This window comes from Xanthobacter wiegelii (assembly GCF_043193855.2).
Taxonomy (GTDB): Bacteria; Pseudomonadota; Alphaproteobacteria; order Rhizobiales; family Xanthobacteraceae; genus Xanthobacter; species Xanthobacter flavus_A.
This window is the reverse complement of record NZ_CM195529.1, coordinates 5,131,324-5,147,741: the sequence shown is the minus strand read 5'-3', so window position 1 is coordinate 5,147,741 and position 16,418 is coordinate 5,131,324. Positions and strand designations below refer to the sequence as shown.

Annotated in this window: 12 protein-coding genes; 10 read left to right on the top strand and 2 right to left on the bottom strand. The window is 69.2% G+C overall.

What is annotated here, in order from left to right; all coding sequences use genetic code 11:
- Positions 1-119 precede the first annotated feature (119 nt).
- The 6 genes from ileS (at position 120) to V5F63_RS24035 (ending at position 8,713) form a co-directional block, all read left to right on the top strand.
- Positions 120-3,149 carry an isoleucine--tRNA ligase gene (gene ileS, locus V5F63_RS24060; RefSeq protein ID WP_394102867.1) on the top strand — a complete coding sequence of 1,010 codons (3,030 nt, stop codon included), beginning with the start codon at positions 120-122 and terminating at the stop codon, positions 3,147-3,149.
- 108 nt (positions 3,150-3,257) lie between these two features.
- Complete coding sequence (gene lspA / locus V5F63_RS24055) at positions 3,258-3,788, top strand: signal peptidase II (protein ID WP_394102868.1); 531 nt, start codon at positions 3,258-3,260, stop codon at positions 3,786-3,788.
- A gap of 212 nt (positions 3,789-4,000) precedes the next feature.
- Positions 4,001-4,660, top strand: a complete 660-nt coding sequence (locus V5F63_RS24050) for a hypothetical protein (protein WP_394102869.1) — start codon at positions 4,001-4,003, stop codon at positions 4,658-4,660.
- Positions 4,661-4,826: 166 nt separating this feature from the next.
- The gene (locus V5F63_RS24045) at positions 4,827-6,197 is read left to right on the top strand and encodes a M16 family metallopeptidase (protein ID WP_245327268.1); all 1,371 of its coding nucleotides are present in this window, start codon (positions 4,827-4,829) and stop codon (positions 6,195-6,197) included.
- A 116-nt stretch (positions 6,198-6,313) separates the two neighbouring features.
- Positions 6,314-7,606 carry a M16 family metallopeptidase gene (locus V5F63_RS24040; protein ID WP_394030149.1) on the top strand — a complete coding sequence of 431 codons (1,293 nt, stop codon included), beginning with the start codon at positions 6,314-6,316 and terminating at the stop codon, positions 7,604-7,606.
- 180 nt (positions 7,607-7,786) lie between these two features.
- The gene (locus tag V5F63_RS24035) at positions 7,787-8,713 is read left to right on the top strand and encodes a hypothetical protein (RefSeq protein WP_394102870.1); all 927 of its coding nucleotides are present in this window, start codon (positions 7,787-7,789) and stop codon (positions 8,711-8,713) included.
- Positions 8,714-8,722: 9 nt separating this feature from the next.
- Here the strand turns inward: V5F63_RS24035 and V5F63_RS24030 are convergent, their stop codons facing one another.
- Positions 8,723-9,844, bottom strand: a complete 1,122-nt coding sequence (locus V5F63_RS24030; protein WP_394102871.1) for a linear amide C-N hydrolase — start codon at positions 9,842-9,844, stop codon at positions 8,723-8,725.
- Positions 9,845-10,154: 310 nt separating this feature from the next.
- Between V5F63_RS24030 and V5F63_RS24025 the strand changes: the two genes are divergently transcribed.
- Entirely contained in the window at positions 10,155-10,547 is a 393-nt protein-coding gene (locus tag V5F63_RS24025) for an acyl-CoA thioesterase (RefSeq protein WP_209486574.1), read from the top strand.
- Positions 10,548-10,618: 71 nt separating this feature from the next.
- Here V5F63_RS24025 and hrpB read toward each other — a convergent pair whose 3' ends face one another.
- Positions 10,619-13,120, bottom strand: a complete 2,502-nt coding sequence (gene hrpB / locus V5F63_RS24020) for an ATP-dependent helicase HrpB (RefSeq protein WP_394102872.1) — start codon at positions 13,118-13,120, stop codon at positions 10,619-10,621.
- Between the two features lie 108 nt (positions 13,121-13,228).
- On the opposite strand from hrpB, the gene V5F63_RS24015 reads away from it, so the two are divergent.
- The 3 genes from V5F63_RS24015 (at position 13,229) to V5F63_RS24005 (ending at position 16,395) form a co-directional block, all read left to right on the top strand.
- The gene (locus V5F63_RS24015; RefSeq protein WP_394102873.1) at positions 13,229-14,233 is read left to right on the top strand and encodes a WD40 repeat domain-containing protein; all 1,005 of its coding nucleotides are present in this window, start codon (positions 13,229-13,231) and stop codon (positions 14,231-14,233) included.
- A gap of 180 nt (positions 14,234-14,413) precedes the next feature.
- Entirely contained in the window at positions 14,414-15,160 is a 747-nt protein-coding gene (locus V5F63_RS24010; RefSeq protein WP_394102874.1) for an acetoacetate decarboxylase, read from the top strand.
- A gap of 83 nt (positions 15,161-15,243) precedes the next feature.
- Positions 15,244-16,395, top strand: a complete 1,152-nt coding sequence (locus tag V5F63_RS24005) for a patatin-like phospholipase family protein (protein ID WP_209486567.1) — start codon at positions 15,244-15,246, stop codon at positions 16,393-16,395.
- Positions 16,396-16,418 lie beyond the last annotated feature (23 nt).

Here is a 16,418-nt window from a genome sequence, read left to right as displayed (position 1 = left end):
GCCGCAGCCGCCCCCTCGCGGCGCGAATTATCGGCCCGGCCCCCCGCCGGCGCGGCTGAGCGCGCGGGGGCTGCCGGGATTTTTCCGCCCCGACCCTGCCTTCATCCCCCGAGCGTTCCATGACCGAGAAGTCCGAGACCAAGCCGTCGGCCGAGGCGTCCGCCCCCGATTATTCCAAGACCCTGTTCCTGCCCGAGACCCAGTTCCCCATGCGTGGCGGCCTGCCGCAGAAGGAGCCGGAGCTGCTGGCCCGCTGGGCGCGCATCGGCCTCTACGGGCGCCTGCGCGAGGCCGGGCGCGGTCGCGACCGCTTCGTGCTGCACGACGGTCCGCCCTATGCCAACGGCAACATCCACATCGGCCACGCGCTGAACAAGATCCTGAAGGACGTGGTGACGCGCTCCCAGCAGATGCTGGGCTTTGACTCGAACTACGTGCCCGGCTGGGACTGCCACGGCCTTCCCATCGAGTGGAAGATCGAGGAAGAGAACTACCGCAAGAAGGGCAAGCAGAAGCCCGACTTCTCCGATGCCGCCGCCATGGTCGCCTTCCGCCAGGAATGCCGCGCCTATGCCGAAGAGTGGGTGGGCAAGCAGCGCGAGGAGTTCAAGCGCCTCGGCGTCGAGGGCGACTGGGACCATCCCTACACCACCATGGCCTTCATGGCCGAGGCGCAGATCGCCCGCGAGATCATGAAGTTCGCCGAGAACGGGCTTTTGTACCGTGGCTCGAAGCCTGTCATGTGGTCGGTGGTGGAGAAGACCGCGCTGGCCGAGGCGGAGGTGGAGTACCAGGATTTTACCAGCGATACGGTGTGGGTGAAGTTCCCGGTGGTGTCTGAGGGGGACCTTAAAGGTGCGACCGTCGTCATCTGGACGACCACCCCCTGGACCATGCCCGGCAACCGCGCGGTGACCTATTCGCCGAAGATCGCCTATGGCGTCTACGAGGTCACCGACGCCCCCGCCGACAACTGGGCCAAGGCCGGCGACCGGCTGATCCTCGCCGACAAGCTGGCCGAGGACGTGTTCAAGGCCGCCCGCGTCACCGCCTATGAGCGCCGCGGCGATGTTCCCGCTGATGTGGTGGGCAGCCTCATCCTCGCCCATCCGCTCGCGGACCTCGAGCTCGGCGGCTACACCTTCAAGGTGCCGCTGCTGGAAGCCGAGCACGTCACGGACGACGCCGGTACGGGCTTCGTCCATACCGCCCCCGGCCATGGCCGCGAGGACTTCGAGGCGTGGGTGAACCACCGCCGCTGGCTGGAGGAGCGCGGCATCAATCCGGCGATCCCCTACACGGTGGACGAAGACTCGTTCTACACGTCCCAGGCGCCCGGCTTCGAGGGCAGGCGCGTCATCACCGACAAGGGCGAGAAGGGCGACGCAAATACCGCCGTCATCGACGCCCTCATCAAGGCCGGCAATTTGCTCGCGCGCGGCCGGGTGAAGCACCAGTATCCGCACTCCTGGCGCTCCAAGAAGCCGGTGATCTTCCGCAACACGCCGCAATGGTTCATCGCCATGGACCAGGACATCCGCGATGCGGACGGCAAGGCCGCGCCCCGCCCGGCGACGCTTCCCGGCAACGCGCCGGACACCCTGCGCGCCCGCGCGCTCGCCGGCATCAGGACGGTGGAATGGGTGCCGGCGGCGGGCGAGAACCGCATCACCGGCATGATCGAGAACCGGCCGGACTGGGTGGTCTCCCGCCAGCGCGCCTGGGGCGTGCCCATCGCCGTGTTCGTGAAGGACAAGGGCGACGGCACCGTCGAAATCCTCAAGGATGCCGCTGTCAACGCCCGCATCGCCGAGGCCTTCGCCACCGAAGGTGCCGACGCCTGGTTCAAGGAAGGCGCCAGCGCCCGCTTCCTGGGCGAGCGCGCCCCCGAGGGCTGGCAGAAGGTGGATGACGTCCTCGACGTGTGGTTCGATTCCGGCTCCACCCACACCTTCACGCTGGAGGTGCGTCCCGACCTGAAGGCGGTGCGGCCGCCGGAGGGGCGCGACAAGGTGATGTATCTGGAGGGCTCAGACCAGCACCGCGGCTGGTTCCATTCCTCCCTGCTGGAGAGCTGCGGCACCCGCGGCCGCCCGCCTTACGACGTGGTGCTGACCCACGGCTTCGTCCTCGACGAGGACGGGCGCAAGATGTCCAAGTCGCTGGGCAACGTCACCTCGCCGCAGGATGTCATCAAGCAGTCCGGCGCCGACATCCTGCGCCTGTGGGTGTGCGCCTCCGATTATGCGGACGACCTCAGGATCGGCCCGGAAATCCTCAAGACCACGGCCGACACCTACCGCAAGCTGCGCAACACCATCCGCTGGCTGCTCGGCTCGCTGCACCATTACCGGCCGGAGGAGAAGGTGGCGGTGGCCGACATGCCGTCGCTGGAGCGCTTCATCCTGCATCGGCTCGCCGAGCTGGACGGGGAGATCCGCGCCGCCTATCGCGCCTTCGACTACAAGAAGGTTCATGCGGCCCTCGCCCAGTTCATGAACATCGAGCTGTCGGCCTTCTACTTCGACATCCGCAAGGATGCGCTCTATTGCGATCCCATCTCCTCAGTGACGCGGCGCGCCTGCCTCACCGTGCTGGACGAGGTGTTCAACCGGCTCGTCACCTGGCTCGCGCCCATCCTCGCCTTCACCTGCGAGGAGGCCTACATCGCCCGCACCGGCGATGAGGAGGGCTCGGTCCATCTCCTCGGCTTCCCCGAGACGCCCGCCGCATGGCGCGACGAGGCGCTGGCGGAGCAGTGGCGCAAGGTGCGCCTCATCCGCCGGGTGGTGCTGGGTGCGCTGGAAGTCGAGCGCGCCGCCAAGCGCATGGGCTCCTCGCTGGAGGCCGCGCCGGAGGTTTACGTGAGCGACGATGCGCTGGCCGATGCCCTCGACGGGCTCGACCTCGCCGAGATCGCCATCACCTCGGATGCGAAGCTGATCCGGGGCGAGGGGCCGGCCGACGCCTTCCGTCTGCCGGACGTGCCGGGCGTCGCCGTGGTCCCGGCCCGCGCCGTGGGCACCAAGTGCGCCCGCTCGTGGAAGGTCTCGCCATTGGTGGGCACCGACCCGGAGTTCCCCGACGTGACCCCGCGCGATGCGGCGGCTCTGCGGGAACTGTACGCCGCGCGCGCCGCAACGGCCTGACATCCCGCTCCGCCCGCCGCGCGTTGCCGGGGCGGGCGGCCTCGTCTATGAACGGCCGGTCGCGTCGCCCGGCCGTGGGCCACAGAGGCCGTACCTGAGAGAGGCTCCTTGCAGCGCCGTCCCATCCTCTTCGGCCTTCTCGTCGCGCTCGTGGTGCTGGTGGCGGACCAGGCCTCCAAGAGCGTCGTCCTTGCCTGGTCGGCCTCCTGGGGGGCAGCGATCAAGCCGGTCGCGCCGTTCGTGGACTTCGCCGCGCTGTGGAATTACGGCATCAGCTACGGCCTGTTTCCGCAGGGGGAGACGGGGCGCTGGGTGCTGGTGGCCATCAAGGTGGCGGCGGCGATCCTGTTCGCCATCTGGCTCGCCCGCGCCCGCAGCCGCTTCGAGGCGTTCGCGCTGGGCCTGCTCATCGGCGGCGCCATCGGCAATGCGGTGGACCGGGTGGTCTATGGCGCGGTGTTCGATTTCGTGTCGCTGCACGCCTTCGGCTACCGTTGGTACGTGTTCAACCTCGCCGATGTGGCCGTGGTTGTGGGCGTGGCGATGCTTCTTTACGATGCATTTCTCGGCGGCGCCTCAAAATCGCCGCCCTCGGCCGTGCCAATGTCGCCCCGATCCGGGGCCGAGCGGGAGCCTTGAGCGCGCGCGAGCGTGTCATCAGGTGCGCTCGATCCCAGCTTGTGGCCCGCTTTGCGGAAAAACCGTGTGATCAATCAAAGGCCTGGAGCATTCGCGGCGAAGGGGATTCGCCGCCCGGCCCAGAGGATGGCATCGAGGACGTGAGACCCATGCGAGAGATTTCCGTTTTCCCGCATAGCGCCGGACCCGCGCCGCGCGTGGCCGGTTTCATCATGTCTCTTGAACGCCGTATCCCGCTGCGCCTTGCTGGCGGAGCGCTGCTCACTGCTTTTGTCCTCACGCTCGCCGCGCCCGCGCCCGCCGCCGCGCAGGGCCTCGACGGCAGCACCAATATCTTCGACAGCGCCATGCAGATTCTCGGCCTCAAGGAGGAAGAGGAGAAGCCGGAGATCGACTACCGCGAGCGCGCCCCCCTCGTGGTGCCGCCCCGCGTGCCGGACGCCCTGCCGCCGCCCCAGAAGAGCGCCGCCGAAAGCCATCCCAACTGGCCGAAGGACTACGATCAGCAGCGCCGCGCCGCTGCCGCGCAGGCCGCCAAGCAACCCATCGTGCGCGACGATCCGGGCAAGCCGCTGATGCCGTCCGAGCTCAACCGCGGCAAGAAGCGGGCGGTGGGCAACAGCACGGCGCCCACCGAGCCGGTGGGCGCGGGCTCCACGCGCGACGTTCTGATGCCCAGCCAGCTCGGCGCCACCAACTGGCTCGGCCTGGGTGGCAAGCAGGAGCAGCTCACCTTCAATGGGGAGCCCAACCGCGAGAACCTCATTCAGCCGCCGCCCGGCTACCAGACGCCGGCTCCCAACGCGCCTTATGGCGTGGTGGAGGACAAGAAGGAACCCTGGAAGATGCCGTCGCTGTTCGATCGCCAGTGACGAACCGGCGGACGGGCACGCGGGTCCAAGGGCCGGCAGTTGCGGGCCGATACCGCTCCGCCCGGTCCTTCTCTGCGGCGGCGGGCACCCTATCTTTCCTTGACGGACGCGCCTTCGGGCGCGTCGAATGCCGAAAGATCCTCACGTGCAGATGAGCCGTCTTGCCATGGTTGCCATTATCGCCGCTGGAGCGGCCGCATTTTCTCCCCGCCTTGCCGACGCCGCAGGTCCGGAAGTCACCGAATTCAAGCTCGCCAACGGCCTTCAGGTCATGGTCATCCCCGACCGCCGCACCCCGGTGGTCACCCACATGGTGTGGTATAAGGTGGGATCGGCCGACGAGCAGCCGGGCAAGTCCGGCATCGCCCATTTCCTTGAGCATCTGATGTTCAAGGGCACCGATGCGCACCCGCAGGGCCAGTTCTCGGCCGAGGTGGCGCGCCTCGGCGGGCAGGAAAACGCCTTCACCTCGCAGGATTACACCGCTTATTTCCAGCGGGTTGCGAAGGAGCACCTTCAGACCGTGATGGGTTTCGAGGCCGACCGCATGCGCGGCCTCAAGCTCTCCGACGAGGTGGTGCTGCCCGAGCGCGACGTGGTGCTGGAAGAGCGCCGCATGCGCACGGACAACGATCCCGGCGCCCGCCTCTCCGAGGTGCTGCAGGCAACGACCTATGTGAACCATCCCTACCAGCATCCCATCATCGGCTGGGAGCACGAGATCAAGGGCCTCAACCGGGAGGACGCGCTGGCCTTCTATCGCCGCTTCTATGCGCCCAACAACGCCCTGCTGGTGGTGGCCGGCGATGTGGACCCGGCCGAGGTGAAGGCGCTGGCGGAAAAGACCTACGGCAAGGTCACCCAGGCCGATACGCCGCCGCGCAACCGCCCGCAGGAGCCCGAGCCGCGCGCCCACCGGCGGGTGTCGCTGGCCGACCCGCGCGTCGCCCAGCCGAGCCTTCAGCGCTCCTATCTGGTGCCGTCCGCCCGCACCGCGGCGCCCGGCGATGCCGAAGCTCTGGAAGTGCTCTCGCATATCCTCGGCGGCGGCCAGACCAGCCGCATGTACCGCACGCTGGTGGCCGAGAAGGGCCTCGCGGCCGGCGCCGGCTCCTGGTATCAGGGCACGGCCTACGACGCGACGCGCTTCGTCGCCTATGCCTCGCCGCGTCCGGGCGTGAGCCTGGAGACGCTGGAAGCCGCCGTGGATGCGGTGGTCGCCGAGCTGCAGGACAAGGGCGTCGACGATCTTGAGCTCGCCCGCGCCAAGACCCGGCTCATTGCCGACACCATCTACGCGCAGGACAATCAGGCGACCCTCGCCCGCATCTATGGCGCCTCCTGGGCCACCGGCCTCTCCGCCAAGGACGTGCGCGAATGGCCGGACCGGCTCAAGGCCGTGACCGCCGATCAGGTGCGCGACGTGGCCCGCCGCTATCTCGTCACCGACCGGGCCGTGACCGGATACCTCAAGCAGGCCGAGCCGAAAGCCGGCGACGCGGGCAAGGCGGACGGCAAGAAGGACAATCGCTCGTGACGGCGGCCGTCCCGGCTTTCGAGATGTTCCGTTCGCCGGCCCGTTCGGGCCGGCGCGCCTTTTTCGCGGGCGCGGGCCTTCGCCCTGCCGCCCGGCTCTTTCTTGCGATGGTTACGATGGCCCTTTCCCTTCTCGCCGCTGACACGGCGCAGTCCCAGTCGAGCCGCATCACCGAGGTGACGAGCCCGGGCGGCATCAAGGCGTGGCTGGTCCACGACACCACGCTTCCGCTCATCGCCTTCGAGTTCGCCTTCCTCGGCGGCGCCGCCCAAGATGGCCCGGAGCATGCCGGCCTCGCCAACCTTGCCTCCTCGCTTCTGGACGAGGGCGCCGGCGCGCTCGATTCCGACGCTTTCCAGCGGGCGCTGGCCGACCATGCGGTGGAGCTGCATTTCGATGCCGGGCGCGACGAGATGCGCGGCTCCCTGCGCACGCTTTCGGAAAACCGCGACAAGGCCTTCGAACTGCTGCGCCTTGCGGTCAACGAGCCGCGGTTTGACGGCGAGGCGGTGGAGCGCATCCGCGCCTCCCTGCTGGCCATGCTGCGTCGCCGGTCCACCGAGCCGAATGCCATTGCCAACGACCGCTGGTTCGCGCTCGCCTTTCCCGGCCATCCCTATGGCCGCCCGACGGATGGCACGCTGGAGAGCGTGGCCAAGCTGACCCGCGAGGACATCGCGGGCTTCATCGGAAAGACCTTCGCCCGCTCCAACCTGCGCGTCGCCGTAGTGGGCGACATCACCGCCGAGGAACTGGGCAGGCGGCTCGACGAGGTGTTCGGCAAGCTCCCCGCCAAGGCGACGCTCGTTCCCGTCGCCAACGTGACGCCCCAGAAGATCGGCACCGTTGAGGTCATCCCCCTCGATGTCTCGCAGTCGGTGGTGGTGATGGGCACCGGCGGGCTGGAGCGGCGCGATCCGGACTTCATCCCGGCCTATGTGCTCAACCACATCCTCGGCGGCAGCGCCTTCTCCTCGCGCCTGTTCAAGGAAGTGCGCGAGGCGCGGGGGCTGGCCTATTCGGTCTATTCCTATCAGGTGGCGCTTTCCCACGTCGGCCTGTGGTTCGCGGGCACCGCGACCAAGAACGAGCGGGCGGCGGAATCCATCTCCCTCATCACCCATGAGTTCGGCCAGATCCTGAAGGACGGGCCGACCGCCAAGGAGCTGGAGGAGGCGAAGAGCTATCTGATGGGCAGCTATGCCCTGCGCTTCGATACGTCCTCCAAGGTCGCCGGCCAGCTGCTGCAGATCCAGCTCGACGAACTCGGCATCGACTATATCGATCGCCGCAACGCCCTGATCGCCGCCGTCACCCTCGACGACCTCAAGCGCGTCGCCGGCCGGCTGGCCACGTCGAAGGACGCGCTGACGGTGGTCGTGGGCAAGCCGGTCGGCCTCGGCGGCTGAGGCGCGCGCGGTAACCTTACTTTCACGGAGCCGGCGCCGGGGACCCGCAGGGGCGAGCGGGGAGTCCTCACGCCGGCTTCCCTTTGCTATAAGCGCGTCGGAATCCAGGGCGCCCATGGAGTTGAAGATATGGCGGGTGCAACACGGACGGTCGTGCAGATCCGGGCCACCGAAAGGCCCGTGACGGCAGCTTCACGCCTGTCCCCGCCCCGCCGTTTCGCCTTGCCCCGCCTGCTTCTGCCCGGCCTTCTGGCTGCGGCGCTCGCCGGCTGCGCGGCCGGAGAGGGGCTCGACGGCTCCTTCGGCGCGCAGGATACGGGCGTCGCCGGTGGCACGGCCATCTCCAATCCGGCCGTCGGCAGCACCTCCGCCGGCATCGTCAACAGCGCCAGCGCAGGCGCCCTCGTGGTGGGCACGGGTCCCGACCAGGAGACCTATGACTGCCCCATGCTCACCGTGCGTACCGGCGCCGCTAGCTGGCAGGTCACGGCCGGCGGCGGCCTGCGCTATCAGGGCACGATCGGCCGCCTGGCCCGCGAATGCTCCATAGTCAACGGCATGATGGTGGTGAGGGTGGGCATCGAGGGCCGTGTCCTGATGGGCGAAAAGGGCGCTCCGGGTCAGGTGAAGGTCCCCATCCGCATCGCCGTGGTGAACGAGGGACCGACGCCCAAGACCATCACCACCAAGTTCTTCGCGGTGGCCGTGGACGTGCCGGCCGATCCGGGCCATGCGGCCTTCACCGTCGTCGAGGACCAGATCGCGTTCCCGCTGCTGAAGCCGTACGAGATGGAACGCTACGTGATCTATGTGGGCTTCGACCCGCAGGGCGCTCCCGAAGTCCGTGAGCGGCCCAAGCCCTCCGCTGCGCGCCCGAAGCCGAAGCCGCCGGCGACCGCGGCGCAGCCTGCCCCCGCCCCGGCGGCCGCGAGTGCTCCCGCGCCGGCAAGCTCGTCGTCCTCGTCCTCATCGTCGTCAGGCGCGAAAGATGTGTTCGGGCCGCCGCCCTCAAGCGGCAGCAGCGGTGGCGGTTTTGCGCCGCCTCCGTCGAGCGGCGGGTTCGCGCCGCCGCCCTCCACCAGCACCTTCTCGCCGCCGCCCCGGTAGGGGAGCGGCTCAGTCCAGTTTGACGCCGAGGAAGATGAAAGGCGCCGCCGGCACGAACCGCGCGGCGGCGTTGCCGCCATAGACCTTGCCGCCGGCGAGATCGAGCTTCTTCACCGGCGCCCCCGGCTTCAGGTCCAGATCCGCGATCGGCACCCAGAAGGTGTTCGGGCTGGTCGCGGAATCGAAGAAAAAGACCTTGTCCTTCTGGTCGCTCACCGTCCGCCACAGGGTGGAGGCGATGTTCGGCTCACCCGGCGTCGAGAGGCCGAGCGGCACGCTCACCGAGCGCATCACGCTGACGACGCTCGCCACGGCCTGGTTGGCGTAGGTCTGGTCCGGGACCGCGGACAGGATCTCCGGCGCCGCCTTGGTGGGGATGGCCTTGATGAAGAAGCTGGCGCGGGCGAAGCGATCCGCCGCGCGGTTGGTGCCGGGCAGGAACACCGTGCCGCCGATCTCCTGCCAATAGGTGTTGAGCGCGAGCTGCTGGTCGTAGCTCGGCGAGTTGGTCATCACCTGGTACTGCCGCCCGTGATGCACCACCAGCTTGCCGCCGAGATACTCGAAGACGGCGCTGTCGCCGGACGGGTCGGAGATGGCGAGGTGGAGCTGGGCGCCGGAGCCGTTGGGCAGGGTCGCCGTCACCACCACGAACGGCTCGGCGGAGAGCGCAGCCACTGCTTCGGAGACGGTGGCGAAATTGTCGAGCACGTATTGCGCCCACACCATAATGGAGAGGGCCGGCTTTCCGGCGGGCTTCGCGTATTCCGACTCGGCGAGATAGAGCAGGTTGGCAACGAGACCCTTCTCGTTCATGCCGTCGGCGGTGCCGGCATTATAGCCCGCGGCGATCACGCTGCCGTACTTCGACACCCATTTCGGCGTGTTGGCCCCGGCCGCCCCGTCCCGCGCCATGCCGGCCGGGAAGGCCCACAGGTCGGTGTGCATGTCCTCCATCCAGTCCATGGACCGGCCGGTGATGACGATGCCGTCGGAGCCCAGATAGACCGCGCGTGTGCAGGCCTGCGCCACCGGGGCGAGGGTGGCGGCGAGCGCTCCGGCGAGCACCGTGGCGGCGAGGGCACGCTGGCGGATGCGGGAGATACGGCTTTCGGGACGGGTCTGGACCATGGCGGCCTCCGATGCGACCGGCCCAAAATGAAAACCGCCGGTAACGAGGTCAGCCTCGTTCCGGCGGAATCATGTGCCGGCCTTCTGAAAAGGTTCGGCTGAAAGAGATACCGGCTCCGCCCACACAGCAAGGCGGAGCCGGTCATCCATGCCCTGTCTGCCCCGAAAAGACATGGACAAGTGTTAGAAACCACGCCCGCGCTCCCGATTCTCTGAGGTGGATCAAATTTGGCCGCGCTGCGGCGAAATTTTGCTATCAGCTTCGGCGGAACGTTGGACACGGCGCGCCTCAGGCGTGCGGGGAGAAGGGATGCACGACAAGGGCTCGCAGATGCCGGACGGGATTCCGGTCATCCGGACCATCGCCATGCCGGCCGATACCAACCCGAGCGGGGATATCTTCGGCGGCTGGCTGATGTCGCAGATGGACCTTGCCGCCGGCAACGTGGCGGCGCGCCGTTCGCGCGGCCGCGCGGCGACGGTGGCGGTGGAGGCCATGAGCTTCCTGTCCCCCGTCGCGGTGGGCGACGAGGTGAGCCTGTTCGCCACCATCGCGCGGGTCGGGCGCACCTCGCTGCGCATCGAGGTCGAGGCCTGGCGCCGGGCGCGCGAGAGCGAGCAGTCGACCAAGGTGACGGAAGCCGTCTTCACCTTCGTCGCCATCGACGGCGAGGGTCGGCCCCGGGCCATTCCGGCGGAGTAGCAGGGCTCTTCAAGGTGCGCGCGCACAAGCCCGCGCGGCGCCTGAGCGAGGGCAAAGAAAGCCCCCGTCCCTCACGTCCCGCGCGGTTTTGCCCGCGTGGTGGGCGGCGCCTCGGCCGGGTTCTCGGGCCAGGGGTGCTTGGGATAGCGGCCGCGCATGTCGGACCGCACATCGCGCCAGGAGCCGCGCCAGAATTGCGGCAGGTCCTTGGTCACCTGGATCGGCCGATGCGCGGGCGAAAGCAGCGCGAGGGTGAGGGGCACCCGCCCGCCGGCGATGGCGGGATGGGCGGTGAGGCCGAACAATTCCTGCACCCGCACCTCCACCGCCGGCCCGCCCTCGGCGCCATAGTCGATGGCGAGGCGGGAGCCTGTGGGCGCGGTGAAATGGGTGGGCGCTTCCGCCTCCAGCCGGGCGGTCAGCTCATAGGGCAGCAAGGCGTGAAGGGCGTTGCCCACGTCGGCGCCCGTGATGTCGGCCAGCGAGGTCCGGCCGGTGAGAAGCGGCGCGAGCCACGCCTCCGCCGATGCCGCCAGCGCCGCGTCGGAGAGGTCCGGCCACGGCTCCCCCTCGGCCGCGCGCAGGAACATGACGCGCTCGCGCCATTGCCGGGATGCGGCGGAGAAGGGCAGGCGTCCAATGTCCGCATCCGCGATGCCCCGGGCGAGCGCGCGGGCCGTCTCCGCGTCCGCCGGAACGGGCTGGGGCCGCGCGGCCAGCACGAGCGCCCTGAGCCGCCGAACCTCCCGTGCCCGCACAGCCATCGCTGCCGGATCGAAGGCGATCTCCAGCCCGGAGGTGATGTCGTCAGCGAACAGGGCTTCCATCTCCTCGGCCGGGAGCGCGGCGGCGAGGGTGATGCGGGCGCCTTCGGCACGGCCGGAGGCTTCCGCCACCGCAAGGAACGGGGCGCGTGCAAGCGGTGAGGTGCCCTCCAGCACCGCGCCGCGTCCATTGGCCATCAGGAACCGCACCTGGGTTTCGCCGGGCCGCCCCTCGCGCGCCTTGGCGACGCGATCGGGAAAGGCGAGCGCCAGCAGGGCGGCGGGGGAGGGGGGCGCTCCATCGCCATGCTCTCCCGTCGCCGCTTCCCGCCCCGCCATCTCCGCCCAACGGGCTGCGAGGCGGCGCGAATCTTCTGCGCGGCGGGAGCGGTCGCGGCGGAAGCCGTCCAGGCGGGCGAGCAGGTCCACGCTGTCGCCACCGAGCCCGCGCTCCACCAGAAGCGCGGCGATCTCCGCGCCGAGGCTGCCGGCCCCGCGTTCTGCGCCAATGGCGACCATGTGGGCGAGGCGTGGCGGCAAGGGCAGGCGGGCCATGAGGCGGCCGAGCGACGTCACCGCCTCCTCGGCATCGAGCGCGCCGAGAAGGCGCAGCAGCGCCTTGGCCTCGGTGACGGCGGGCGCGGGGGGCGGATCAAGGAAGGGGAGGGCGGCGGGTTCGCGCACGCCGACGCGGGCAAGGTCGAGCACGAGGCCGGTGAGGTCGGCAGAGAGGATTTCGGGCGTGGCGAAGGCGGGCAGGCTCGCCGTCTCGCCCTCGCTCCACAGGCGATAGCAGACGCCGGGCTCGGTGCGTCCGGCGCGTCCCCGGCGCTGATCGGCGGCGGCGCGGGAGACGCGGACGGTCTCAAGCCGTGTCAGCCCCACGTCGGGCTCGAAGCGCGGCACGCGGGCCAGGCCGCTGTCCACCACCACCCGCACGCCCTCGATGGTGAGCGATGTCTCGGCGATGGAGGTGGCCAGCACCACCTTGCGCCGCCCCGCCGGCGCCGGCAGAACGGCGCGGTCCTGCTCGGCGGCGTCGAGGGCACCGAACAGGGCGACGATATCGACCTCGGGGTCGCGCACCTGCTCCAGAAGCAGCGTCTCGGTGCGGCGGATTTCGGCGGCGCCGGGCAGGAAGGCGAGGATGGAGCCGTCTTCCCGGTCCAGCGCGCGGCGGATGGCGTCGGCCATCTGGCGGTCGATGGGCGCGCGCGGATCGCGGCCGAGATAGGCCGTCTCCACCGGAAAGGCGCGGCCCTCGCTTTCGATCACCGGCGCGGGCGCGCCGGCGCCCATCAAAGAGGCGACGCGGGCGCCGTCCAGCGTCGCCGACATGGCGAGGAGGCGAAGGTCGTCCCTGAGCCCGCGCTGGGAATCGAGGGCGAGGGCGAGGCCGAGATCGGCATCGAGGCTGCGCTCGTGGAATTCGTCGAACAGCACGGCCGTGATGCCCGAGAGTTCGGGGTCGTCCAGCACCATGCGGGTGAAGATGCCTTCCGTGACCACCTCGATGCGGGTGCGGCGCGACACCTCGGAGGCGAGGCGCGTCCGGAAGCCCACCGTTCCGCCCACCGCCTCGCCGAGGGTCTGCGCCATGCGCCGGGCGGCGGCGCGGGCGGCGAGGCGGCGCGGCTCCAGCACGAGGATCTTTCCGCCCGCGGCCCACGGCTCGTCCAGCAAGGCGAGGGGCACGCGCGTGGTCTTGCCGGCACCGGGCGGGGCCACCAGCACGGCGCAGGGAGAGGACGCGAGCGTCGAGCGGATGTCGCCGAGGACGGCGTCGATGGGAAGGGTGGTGTCGAACATGGCGTGCCGCCCTTATGCGACGGCTTCGCGCACAGGCAAACCCACCTTGCCAGCGGCCCGCATCGGTGCCTTAAGGAACGCCCCGTCCATCACCGGGATCAGAGCACCATGGTTTCCGCCCCGTCCAGCCTCACCGGCAAGGTCCGGCCGCTCGCCTTCGAGGCCGGCATCGTCGCCCTCGCCTTCCTCGATTCGAAGGCCGCCTTCGTCGGCACGGATGGCGCGGTTTTTCTGACGGGCCTGGAGGAGGGCGCGGTGCCGGTCACGGTGCCCGTCCATGATGGCGGCGTCCTCAGCGCGACCTCGGACGGCAAGCGGCTGGTGACCGGCGGCGACGACGGGCGGGTGATGGAAACGCGTGCGGACGGCGCCACGCGCGAACTCGCGCAGCAGAAGGGCCGCTGGATCGACCGCGTGGCTCTGGGGCCGGACGGCACCATCGCCTATTCCGCCGGCAAGGTCGCCCATGTGCTCCAGCAGAAGGGTGAGCCGCGATCGCTGGAGGTGCCGTCCACGGTGGGCGGCCTCGCCTTCGCGCCCAAGGGCCTGCGCCTCGCGGTGGCGCATTACGGCGGCGTGACCCTGTGGTTTCCCAATGCCGCGGGCGCCAAGCCGGAGGTCTACGGCTGGAAGGGCTCGCACCTCGGCGTAACCTTCTCGCCCGACGGCCGCTTCCTCGTCAGCACCATGCAGGAGCCGGCGCTGCACGGCTGGCGGGTGGTGGACGGCGCGCATATGCGCATGTCGGGCTATCCATCCCGGGTGAAGTCCTTCGCCTTCACCGCCGACGGCAAGTGGCTCGCCACGTCCGGCTCGGGCGAGGCGATCCTGTGGCCGTTCCAGGCCAAGGACGGCCCCATGGGCAAGGAGCCCATGATGCTGGCGCCGTCGCCCACCACGCGGGTGACGGTGGTTGCGCCCCACCCGAAAGACCCCGTCGTCGCCATCGGCTATGAGGACGGCATGGTGATGATGGTGCGCATCTCGGATGGCGCCGAGATCCTGCTGCGCGCGCCCGACGGCGACCCCGTGACCGCCATGGCCTGGCACGGCTCCGGCGGGGCTGTGGGCTTCGGGACGCAGAAAGGCAGCGGAGGCCTTCTCGTCTTCTGACCCGGCAGTGTCCGGACCTTCGGGTTTTCCAGGCGTGACGCGGTGCGGGACCGCATACCAAGTCCTTAGCCGTGCAGGAAACTCGTGCCGCAAGCGGCTTTTCACGGGCGCGCGTCCGCTCTACCTTGGCGGCGTCCATTCGCAGGTGCGAAACGGGACAAGCGCACGAGAGACCTGCCGATGAAGATCGCCGACGTCCGCCGCACTGCCTACTCGATGCCGCTCACCAATCCCTCTTTCCCGCCGGGGCCCTACCGCTTCATCGACCGCGAGTACATGATCATCACCTACCGGACCGATCCGGAGGCGCTCGCGAAGGTGGTGCCCGAGCCGCTCGAGATCACCGAGCCGGTGGTGAAGTACGAATTCATCCGCATGCCCGATTCCACCGGCTTCGGCGACTACACCGAGACCGGACAGGTCATCCCGGTCCGCTTCAACGGACAGGAAGGCGGCTACGTCCACTCCATGTATCTGGACGACGAATCCCCCATCGCCGGCGGGCGCGAGCTGTGGGGCTTTCCCAAGAAGTACGCCCAACCGAAGCTCAAGGTGGAAACCGACACGCTCGTCGGCACGCTCCATTACGGCAGCGTGCTCTGCGCCTCCGCGACCATGGGATACAAGTGGGTGGCCGGCGACAAGGAGAAGATCCTCGCCTCCCTGCTGACCCCGAGCTTCCTGCTCAAGATCATCCCGGACGTGGACGCCACGCCCCGCATCTGCGAGCTGGTGCGCTACTATCTCGTGGACGTCACCCTCAAGGAATGCTGGGTCGGGCCCGGCGCCCTCGGCCTGTTCCCGCACGCCCTGTGCAACGTCGCGGCCCTGCCGGTGCTGGAGGTTCTCTCCGCCGTCCACATCAAGGCCGACCTGACGCTGGGCCTCGGCGAGGTGGTCTACGATTATCTGAAGGAAGGCGCCTGACGTAAGGTCGGCGCCCGACCGCGCTGCCGGCGGCGCTCCTTGCGCCGCCGGGCCTGCATAACAATTTTGAGGGGTGAGGGCCGATGACCGAGGCTGCCAACCAGCGCTCCAGCGAGCTGTGCAACATCATCGACGAGTACAAGCGCGTGGCACTGGTGTTCCAGGGCGGCGGGGCGCTCGGCGCCTATCAGGCGGGCGTTTACGAGGCGCTGTCGGAAGTGGGCTGCGATCCCAACTGGATCTCCGGCGTGTCCATCGGCGCCATCAACTCGGCCATCATCGCCGGCAACGCGCCGCAGGACCGGGTGACGAAGCTCCGGGACTTCTGGGAGACCATCACCTCCCGGCGGATCCTGCCGATCAATCTGGAAGGCGACATCTTCCGCCAGTGGCGCAATCAGCTGAGCGCCGCCCGCACCATCCTTCAGGGCCAGCCCGGTTTCTTCAACCCGCGCTTTCCCAACCCCTGGCTGCTGCCGTCGGGGGCGCCGGGCGCCACCTCCTTCTACGACACGGCACCCTTGCGCGACACGCTGCTGCGCCTCGTGGACTTCGACCGCATCAATTCCGGCGAGAAGCGCTTCTCGGTGGGGGCGGTGAACGTACGCACCGGCAATTTCATCTATTTCGACAACCAGGAGCACAAGATCGCTCCCGAGCACATCATGGCCTCCGGCGCGCTGCCGCCGGGCTTTCCGGCCATCAAGATCGATGGCGAGTTCTACTGGGACGGCGGCGTCGTCTCCAACACCCCGCTCCAGTTCCTGCTCGACCAGCCGGACCATCCGAGCGCGCTGGTGTTCCAGGTGGACCTGTTCAGCGCCCGCGGGCAGCTGCCGCGCGACATGTTCGACGTGTCGGAGCGGCAGAAGGACGTCGCCTATTCGAGCCGCACCCGCTACACCACCGACGTGTTCCGCCGCGTGCAGGATCTGCGCTCCAAGCTCTATGACGCGCTCCAGCGCATTCCCGAGCAGCTGCGCACCGAGGAGGACATCGCCCTTATCGACGATTATTCCAACTCCGGCCCGGTCAACATCTGCCACCTGATCTATCAGGAAAAGACCTACGAGCGGGAATCCAAGGACTACGAATTCTCGCAGACCTCCATGCGCGAGCATTGGCAGACCGGCTACGAGGACACGGTGAAGACCCTGCGGCGCAAGGAATGGCTGAGGAAGCCGGACGATTCCATCGGCATCGTCATCCACGACATCCACCGCCTCTCCGAGTGAGAGGCGGGGGCCGTAGGCGGCGG

What these genes read in the sequence shown, in the direction of transcription:
- ileS (WP_394102867.1), top strand. Translation starts at nt 120, where the DNA reads ATGACCGAGAAGTCCGAGACCAAGCCGTCGGCCGAGGCGTCCGCCCCC.
- V5F63_RS24050 (WP_394102869.1), top strand. Translation starts at nt 4,001, where the DNA reads ATGTCTCTTGAACGCCGTATCCCGCTGCGCCTTGCTGGCGGAGCGCTG.
- V5F63_RS24045 (WP_245327268.1), top strand. Translation starts at nt 4,827, where the DNA reads ATGGTTGCCATTATCGCCGCTGGAGCGGCCGCATTTTCTCCCCGCCTT.
- V5F63_RS24040 (WP_394030149.1), top strand. Translation starts at nt 6,314, where the DNA reads ATGGCCCTTTCCCTTCTCGCCGCTGACACGGCGCAGTCCCAGTCGAGC.
- V5F63_RS24030 (WP_394102871.1), bottom strand. Translation starts at nt 9,844, where the DNA reads ATGGTCCAGACCCGTCCCGAAAGCCGTATCTCCCGCATCCGCCAGCGT.
- V5F63_RS24025 (WP_209486574.1), top strand. Translation starts at nt 10,155, where the DNA reads ATGCACGACAAGGGCTCGCAGATGCCGGACGGGATTCCGGTCATCCGG.
- hrpB (WP_394102872.1), bottom strand. Translation starts at nt 13,120, where the DNA reads ATGTTCGACACCACCCTTCCCATCGACGCCGTCCTCGGCGACATCCGC.
- V5F63_RS24015 (WP_394102873.1), top strand. Translation starts at nt 13,229, where the DNA reads ATGGTTTCCGCCCCGTCCAGCCTCACCGGCAAGGTCCGGCCGCTCGCC.
- V5F63_RS24010 (WP_394102874.1), top strand. Translation starts at nt 14,414, where the DNA reads ATGAAGATCGCCGACGTCCGCCGCACTGCCTACTCGATGCCGCTCACC.
- V5F63_RS24005 (WP_209486567.1), top strand. Translation starts at nt 15,244, where the DNA reads ATGACCGAGGCTGCCAACCAGCGCTCCAGCGAGCTGTGCAACATCATC.